Source organism: Actinomadura geliboluensis, from assembly GCF_043197915.1.
In the GTDB taxonomy this organism is placed as follows: Bacteria; Actinomycetota; Actinomycetes; order Streptosporangiales; family Streptosporangiaceae; genus Spirillospora; species Spirillospora geliboluensis.
Genome location: NZ_JBICUA010000009.1, coordinates 150874 through 157803, shown reverse-complemented (window position 1 = coordinate 157803; position 6930 = coordinate 150874). Strand labels below are relative to the sequence as shown.

At 74.0% G+C, this 6930-nt stretch carries 6 protein-coding genes; all 6 read right to left on the bottom strand.

Translation table 11 applies throughout. The features are described from left to right. On the bottom strand, positions 1 to 899 hold an 899-nt coding region (locus tag ACGFI1_RS27865; RefSeq protein WP_392789325.1), incomplete at its 3' end, for an acyl-CoA dehydrogenase family protein. Between the two features lie 123 nt (positions 900 to 1022). Next, positions 1023 to 2384: a M20/M25/M40 family metallo-hydrolase gene (locus ACGFI1_RS27860; protein WP_392789322.1), complete on the bottom strand. Its 1362-nt coding sequence runs from the start codon at positions 2382 to 2384 to the stop codon at positions 1023 to 1025. A 381-nt stretch (positions 2385 to 2765) separates the two neighbouring features. Continuing rightward, a complete protein-coding gene (locus tag ACGFI1_RS27855) occupies positions 2766 to 3089 on the bottom strand; it encodes a histone-like nucleoid-structuring protein Lsr2 (RefSeq protein ID WP_138637862.1) in 324 nt (107 codons plus the stop codon). 105 nt (positions 3090 to 3194) lie between these two features. Further along, a complete protein-coding gene (locus tag ACGFI1_RS27850) occupies positions 3195 to 4448 on the bottom strand; it encodes an acyl-CoA dehydrogenase family protein (RefSeq protein ID WP_392733496.1) in 1254 nt (417 codons plus the stop codon). A gap of 14 nt (positions 4449 to 4462) precedes the next feature. Then, a complete protein-coding gene (locus ACGFI1_RS27845; protein WP_392789320.1) occupies positions 4463 to 5500 on the bottom strand; it encodes a phosphotransferase family protein in 1038 nt (345 codons plus the stop codon). Positions 5501 to 5503: 3 nt separating this feature from the next. After that, positions 5504 to 6904: a 4-hydroxyphenylacetate 3-hydroxylase N-terminal domain-containing protein gene (locus tag ACGFI1_RS27840; RefSeq protein WP_392789317.1), complete on the bottom strand. Its 1401-nt coding sequence runs from the start codon at positions 6902 to 6904 to the stop codon at positions 5504 to 5506. Positions 6905 to 6930: the final 26 nt, after the last annotated feature.

Genomic DNA, 6930 nt, shown 5'->3' with positions numbered 1-6930 from the left:
GGCGGCGGCCGCCCGCCCGCCCCCCCCCGCCGCCGCCCCCCCCCCCCCACCCCCCCCCCACCCCCCCCCCCCCCCCCCCCCCCCCCCCCCCCCCCCCCCCCCCCCCCCCCCCGGCCGCCCCCCCCCCCCAGGCCTTCGCGGGCCTCGTTCAGGCACGACAGCGGGCCCCGCAGGGACGACACCTCGGGCAGGACGGCGTCCGCCGGCAGCCGGACGCCGTCCAGCACCAGCTCGGAGGTAATCGAGGCCCGCAGCGACAGCTTCTTGCGGATCTCGGGCGCGCTGAACCCCGGCGTGCCGGCCGGGACGAGGAAGCCGCGGACGCCCTCGTCGGTGCGGGCCCACACCACGGCCACGTCCGCGATCGAGCCGTTGGTGATCCACATCTTGCGGCCGTCGAGGATCCAGTCGCCGCCGTCGCGGCGCGCGCGGGTGCGCATCGCGCCCGGGTCGGAGCCCGCGTCCGGCTCGGTCAGGCCGAAGCAGCCGACGGTCTCCCCCGTCGCCATCCCCGGCAGCCACCGCCGCTTCTGCTCCTCCGAGCCCCAGCGCCAGATCGCGAACATCGCGAGCGACCCCTGGACGGACACCATGCTGCGCACCCCGCTGTCGCCCGCCTCCAGCTCCATGCAGGCCAGGCCGTAGGCGGTCGCGCTGGTGCCCGCGCAGCCGTACCCCTCCAGGTGCATGCCGAGGACGCCCAGCGCCCCCAGCTCGCGCGGCAGTCCGCGCGGGATGGACGCCTCCTCGAACCAGTCGCCGGCGTGCGGGACGACCCGGTCCTCGACGAAGCCGCGGACGGTGTCGCGGATGTCGCGCTCCTCGTCCGACAGCAGGCCGTCGATGTCCAGGAAGTCCAGGGGGCGGAGCTCCACCGCCCGGTCGGACGCGCTGGTCATGGCCGTCACATCCCCTCGCGACGCAGAATCTTCGAAAATCGAAGAACCGATGGTCGCACAGATCCGGGCGCCCCGCCAAAAGAGCCCGCCGCCCGGACGCGGGCGGCGGGCACACGCGGGCTCCTACTTGCGGCGCGCCACGTCGTAGGCGGCGCAGCCGATCAGTTCGAGGGACACCTGGAGCCGCTCCAGGCTGATGTTGTCGGCGATCGTGTCCTCGGGGGTGTGGTAGATCGGCTCCAGCTGGCTCGGCGCCTCGCCGCCGCGCCAGCTGAAGTTGCCCGCCGGGATGCCGCGCTCGTGGAACGCCTCGTGGTCGCTGGAGCCGCGCGCGGTCGGCCCCTCGGTCTGGCCCGCGTACCCGAGGCGGCGCGCGGCGGCGTTCACCGCGGCCGTGGTGGTGTTGTCGGCGCCGTCCACCGACAGCAGCCAGTACGTGCCCGCCGGCGGATGGCTGGTGGCGACCATGTCGTTCTGGAAGCAGCCGGTGATCCGCCCGGCCTCCGCCTCGTCGAGCTCCTTCACGTAGTGCCGGGCGCCGACCAGGCCGCTCTCCTCCGCGCCCCACAGGCAGATCCGCACGGCCTGCTGGGTGGGCAGCCGCTTCAGGACGCGCGCCAGCTCCAGGCACAGCGCGGTGCCGCTGCCGTCGTCGTTGGCGCCGGGCGAGCCGGGGACGCTGTCGTAGTGCGCGCTGACGATGACGGCCTTGCCCCGGGGGTTGGGCAGCGTGGCCCGTCGCTCCGCCAGGACGTTGTACGAGGTGAGCCCGGCGTGATGGGCGACCTCGAACGACAGGCTCCGGGCACCGGCCCGGATCCGCTCGCCGTGGTACCCGGCCAGCCCCAGCACGGGGATCGCGACCGGCTCCTTGAGGTTCGGGACGAAGGCGCTGGGCTTGCGCTCCGGGTAGGTGGTCGAGCGCGCGTTGACGATGAGCACCGCCGCGGCGCCCGCGTCCGCCGCCGCCTTGGCCTGCCCGGTCTCCTGGCCGGTGACGCGGTCGAACAGCACGAGCTTGCCGCGCACGTCCCCGGTGACCTCGGTGGCCGGGCCGACGTCCACCACCGTCCCGGCGGCGGGGGCGACGGCGCCCTGCGGGGAGGCGCTGCACTGCCAGAGCCGCTCGCCCTCGGCGCGGATCTCCGCCAGGTACTTGTCGGCGACCGGGAAGGGCTGCAGCTCGACCGCGTACCCCAGGTCGCGCAGCTGCCCGGCGATGTAGTGGGCGGCGCGGTGCTCGGAGCGGGTGCCGGCGATGCGCCAGCCGATCTCGTCGCTGAGCACCCGCAGGTGCCGCAGCGCCCGGCGCGCGTCGACGCGGGCGACCACGGCTCGGTCGCCGGCGGTGAGGGAGGGCGGCCGGGCGGCACCGGGCCGCTGCCGGGTCGCGGCGGCGGCGGTGCCGGGCAGCAGGCCGACCGTCGCGAACCCGGTGAGGGCGGCGGCTCCGGCCAGCAGATCACGGCGTTTGACCTCGGACATGTGGCGTCTCCTCAGGGAGCTCGGGCGCCGCCCCCGCCCGGTCCGGATCGCGAACCGGACAGACGCGGCACGACAAGGACCTTTCACCCCCGTTCGGGCGAACCTACGAAAAAGCCTCTCCGTTAACAAGAATGGCGAGATAACCCGCAACCGGAACGTGATCAGCCACCGTGCGGCCGATCACCCTGTCACCATTCCCCGGAACGGCCAAGTGATCACGTCGCCGAAAAAGAGATCCCGGCCCCATGCCTCGGCACCGCACCCCGGCACCGTCGCCCGCGAAGACGCCGCGCGGCCGAATTCCAACCCGTCGGGCACACCGGCATCGACCGGCCGGAGGGGCCGGTGCGCGCCGGTGCGCCGCCCGTTCGCGGGCGGTCGTCAGTGCGCCGCCTCGTACTGGGCGATGACGGTGGCGGGGATGCGCCCGCGCTCGTTGATCTCGATGCCCTGCTCCTTCGCCCACTGCCGGATCTCGGCGCCGCGCTCCCGGGCCTGGCCTGCGCGCGCCGGAGCGGCGCCCCGGGTGCCCTTGAGCCGGCGGCCGCTCTCCATGTAGCTGTGCAGCGTGCTGCGGAGCTTGCGGGCGTTGTCCTCGCTGAGGTCGATCTCGTACGTCCTGCCGTCGATGGCGAACGACACCGTCTCGGCGGCCTCGCCGCCGTCGAGGTCGTCCGTCATGATGATGCGAACCTTCTGTGCCACGTGCGTTCCCCGTCTTGTCGTGTTATTCGGTGCCCCCGACCGTAGCCGATTCGGGCCCTCGGCGATCCGCCGGGGAAAGGCGCGCGCCGCCCGGCCCGGACGCGGTCACAGGTAGCCGAACAGGCGGCCCGCCACGCGGCGCATCTGGATCTCCTCGGAGCCCTCGGTGATGCGGTAGCGGCGGTGGTGGCGGTAGATGTGCTCGAACGGCTCGTGGCGCGTGTAGCCGATGCCGCCGTGCACCTGCATCGCGCGGTCCGCCGCCTCGCAGACCAGCCGGTTGCCCCGGTAGTTGCACATCGACACCAGGTGCCCGATGGTCACCGCGGGCTCGCCGGCGGCGTGCACCTCGTCCAGCCGCTGGGCGGTCTTGTGGATCAGGGTCCGCACCATCTCGGCCTCCGTGTGCAGCTCCACGAGCGGCCACTGGATGGCCTGGCGGGACGCGAGGGGCCGGCCGAAGGTGGTGCGCTCGCGCGCGTAGGCGACGGAGCGGTCGATGCAGAACTGGGCCGCGCCCACGCCGCTGGCGGCCTGGCGGATGCGGTTCTCGTGGACGAACGTCTGCGCGACCGCGAGCCCCTGCCCCTCCTCGCCGAGGATGGACGCCGCGGGCACGCGGACGTCGTCCAGCGTCACCTCGGCGTGGTCGGTGGGCATGTTGAGCGTCCACCAGTAGTAGGGGACGTCGAAGCCGGGGGCGTCGAGCGGCACGATGAAGGCGGTGATGCCCTCGGCCTGCCCGGGTTCGCCGGACGTGCGGGCGAAGACGACGTCGTGGGTCGTCGACGCGCCGAGCGTGTTGAACCGCTTGGTGCCGTTGATGACCCAGTCGCCGCCGTCGCGGACGGCGCGCGTCGACATCCAGGTGGCGTCGCTGCCGTGCTCGGGTTCGGTGAGCGCGAACGCCAGGCCGTTCTCGCCCCGGACGGACGGCTCCACGAACTGCTCCCGCTGCTCGGGCGTCCCGAACCGGTGCAGCAGTTCGACGAAGACGAGGTTGCCGACGACGGAGTGCTCGGTCTGCAGGTCGTTGTGGAGGCCCAGCCCGCGGTGCGCCAGATGCTCGCGGATCACCGCCATCTCCAGGTTGCTGCCCCCGTGCCCGCCCAGTTCGGCCGGGAGGCTGTACCGGTAGAAGCCGGCGGCGTCGGCGCGCCGCTTCGCCTCGGCGAGGAGCTCCTCCCACTCGGGGCGGGCGACGCCGCCGCGCTCGAAGTCGGTCCGGGCCCACTCCCTGCGGTGGTCGAAGAAGCGGCGGTTGTCGTCCGCCTCCTCCAGCGGGACGATCTCGCGCTCGATGAAGGCGTCCAGGGCGTCCAGCAGGTCGCGGGTCTGCTCGGGGATCTCGAAGTCCATGCGGGTCTCCTGTCTCACGCACGTCCGAGGAGGATGTCACGGGCGATCGCGGCCAGCTCCCGCGGCCGCCGTTCGAGCGCCTCCAGCGGCTCGGCGGGGGCGTCCATCGCGCCGCCGCGGTACCGGTCGTGGACGCCGTGGCCGATGCAGCCGAGCCGCCACAGCGCGAACGCCTCGAAGAACGGCAGGTCCGACACGTCGCGGCCGGTCGTCTCGGCGTAGCACCGCGCCAGGGCGTCGCGGTCGAGGAAGCCGGGGAGCCGGGACGGGCCCCAGCCGACCGTGTCGCCGGTGTGCCACCAGGCGGTGAGCCAGCCGAGGTCGGCCAGGACGTCGCCGGTGGTGCACAGCTCCCAGTCGAGGACGGCGGCGACCGTCCCGTCCGGGCGGACGATCATGTTGCCGGGGCGGAAGTCGCCGTGCGCGACGCCCGTCCAGCGCTGCGGGGGCGTCCGGGCCGCCAGCAGGCCGCGCACCTCGGCGAGGTCGCGGGCGGCGGGGTCGTCGCCGCCGGTGCGGGCGGCGACCCGTTCCACCTGCGCCGTCCACCGGCGGAGCTGGCGGGGCACGTAGGGCTCCGCACCCGGACGGACGGTGAGGCCCGCGTCCGCCGGGGCCACCTCGTGGATCGCCGCGAGGACCTCAGCGCACTGCCGCGAGAACCGGTCCCGGGCTTCGGGCGGCAGCCCGGCGGCGGCCGCGTCGGAGTCGAGGACGGTCCCGTCGACGAAGTCCATGACGTAGAAGGGGGCGCCGGTGACGGCCGGGTCCGCGCAGAGCCCGCGGGTGCGCGGCACCGGCACGGCGCTGCGGCCGAGCGCGGTGACGATGCGCCACTCCCGCTCCATGTCGTGGGCCGTCGGCAGGAGGTCGCCCGTCGGGGGCCTGCGCAGCGCGAACGCGCGCCCGTCCGGGGCGTCCACCCGGTAGGTGAGGTTGGAGCGGCCGCCCGCGATCAGCGTGAACGCGAGCGGGCCGGGGACGCCGAGCGCCTCGCCGAACCATCCGGTGAGCGCGCCGGCGTCGATCCCGGGCAGTGCGCCGGTGCCCACGGATCAGACGCCGCGGCTCGGCGCCGGGTCGGCGGCGAGGCCGGCGGCCCGCAGCGCCGCCCGCTTGGCGGCCTCGACGTCGTAGTGCTTGCGGGTGACGATGCGCTGCGCGTACAGGCCGCCGCCCGCCTGGACGTTGGTGACCTGCCGCCATCCGCCGTAGGAGTCGGCGGTCAGGTCGCGGATCGCGTGGAAGAGCCGGGTGCGGTACTCGCCGTCCACGTCCGACCGGGTCGACATGTACTTGCGCGCCAGCGGCCCCACCTCGGGGTTCTGCAGGTCCGCGATGGACGGCGCGGTGACGACCGCGGCGCCGGCGATGTCGTGCAGGTGCCGCACCATGGCGGTGTACTCGGTGGCCCCGGTGTACTTGCCCGCGTTGGTGTACAGCTCGTTGGGGAAGACGGCGCCGAACTCGCCCGCCTCCGCGTGGGTCAGCGCGGCCTCCAGGCAGGCCCGCACCACGGTCGCGTGGATGATCATCTCGGCGATCTTCTCGCGGACGTGCCCGACCCGCTGCAGGCCGTTCGCCTCGGCGATCAGCTGCGCGAACCCGACCAGCACGTCGGCGCCGTCCGCCATGGACGTGAGGCCGCCGAGCCGCTCCCACAGCCCGAGGGAGTGGGCGAAGACGGCCGCGCTCGCCACCTCGCCGTCGAGGAACACGCGCTCGTGGGGGACGAACACGTCGTCGAAGATGACGAAGCCCTCCGGGAAGTGCTCCCCGCCCGACATCGGGAACGACCGCGCGTCGGCGTGCCGGGGCGCGTACGTCGTGTTGATGATCTTCACTCCGGGGGCGTTGACGGGGATCACCGCCGCGAACGCGTAGTCCTCCTCGCCCGGCTTCATCGCCTTGGTCGGGATCGTCATCAGCTCGTGGCCGAACGACGCCGCGGTGATGTGCAGCTTGGCGCCGCGGATGACGACGCCGTCGGGCGAGCGGCCGACCACGCGGACGTAGGCGTCCGGGTCGTCCTGCCGGGCCGGCGGGAGCGAGCGGTCGCCCTTGGCGTCGGTGATGCACTGCGTGACGCGGATGTCGCGGGCCTGCGCGTCGTCCACGTAGGCGCGGATGCGTTCGACGTACTGCGGGCTGCTCCGCGCCAGCCGTCCCGCCGCCGTCGTCAGCGTCATCAGCGAGGTGTAGTTGACGTGCGCCATCATGCCCGCGCTGTGGACGAGCCCGACCTTCTCGCGCAGCTGGTCCACGGTGGCCGGGATGCCGCTGAGGGGGCTGACGCCGTCCACGGCCTTGAGCGCCAGCCAGTCGTAGCCGTCCGCGATGTTCCGCACGACGGTGCCGAGGATCGGGTGGCCGGGGAGGTCGGTGACCTTCGCTCCCTCGAAGTAGGTGCTGCGGCCGTCGTCGAGACTGGCCTTGTACTGGTCGCCGGTGAGCATGCTCGGGCCGTTCCTCTCGTTCTGGT

What these genes read in the sequence shown, in the direction of transcription:
- ACGFI1_RS27850 (WP_392733496.1), bottom strand. Translation starts at nt 4,448, where the DNA reads ATGGACTTCGAGATCCCCGAGCAGACCCGCGACCTGCTGGACGCCCTG.
- ACGFI1_RS27860 (WP_392789322.1), bottom strand. Translation starts at nt 2,384, where the DNA reads ATGTCCGAGGTCAAACGCCGTGATCTGCTGGCCGGAGCCGCCGCCCTC.
- ACGFI1_RS27840 (WP_392789317.1), bottom strand. Translation starts at nt 6,904, where the DNA reads ATGCTCACCGGCGACCAGTACAAGGCCAGTCTCGACGACGGCCGCAGC.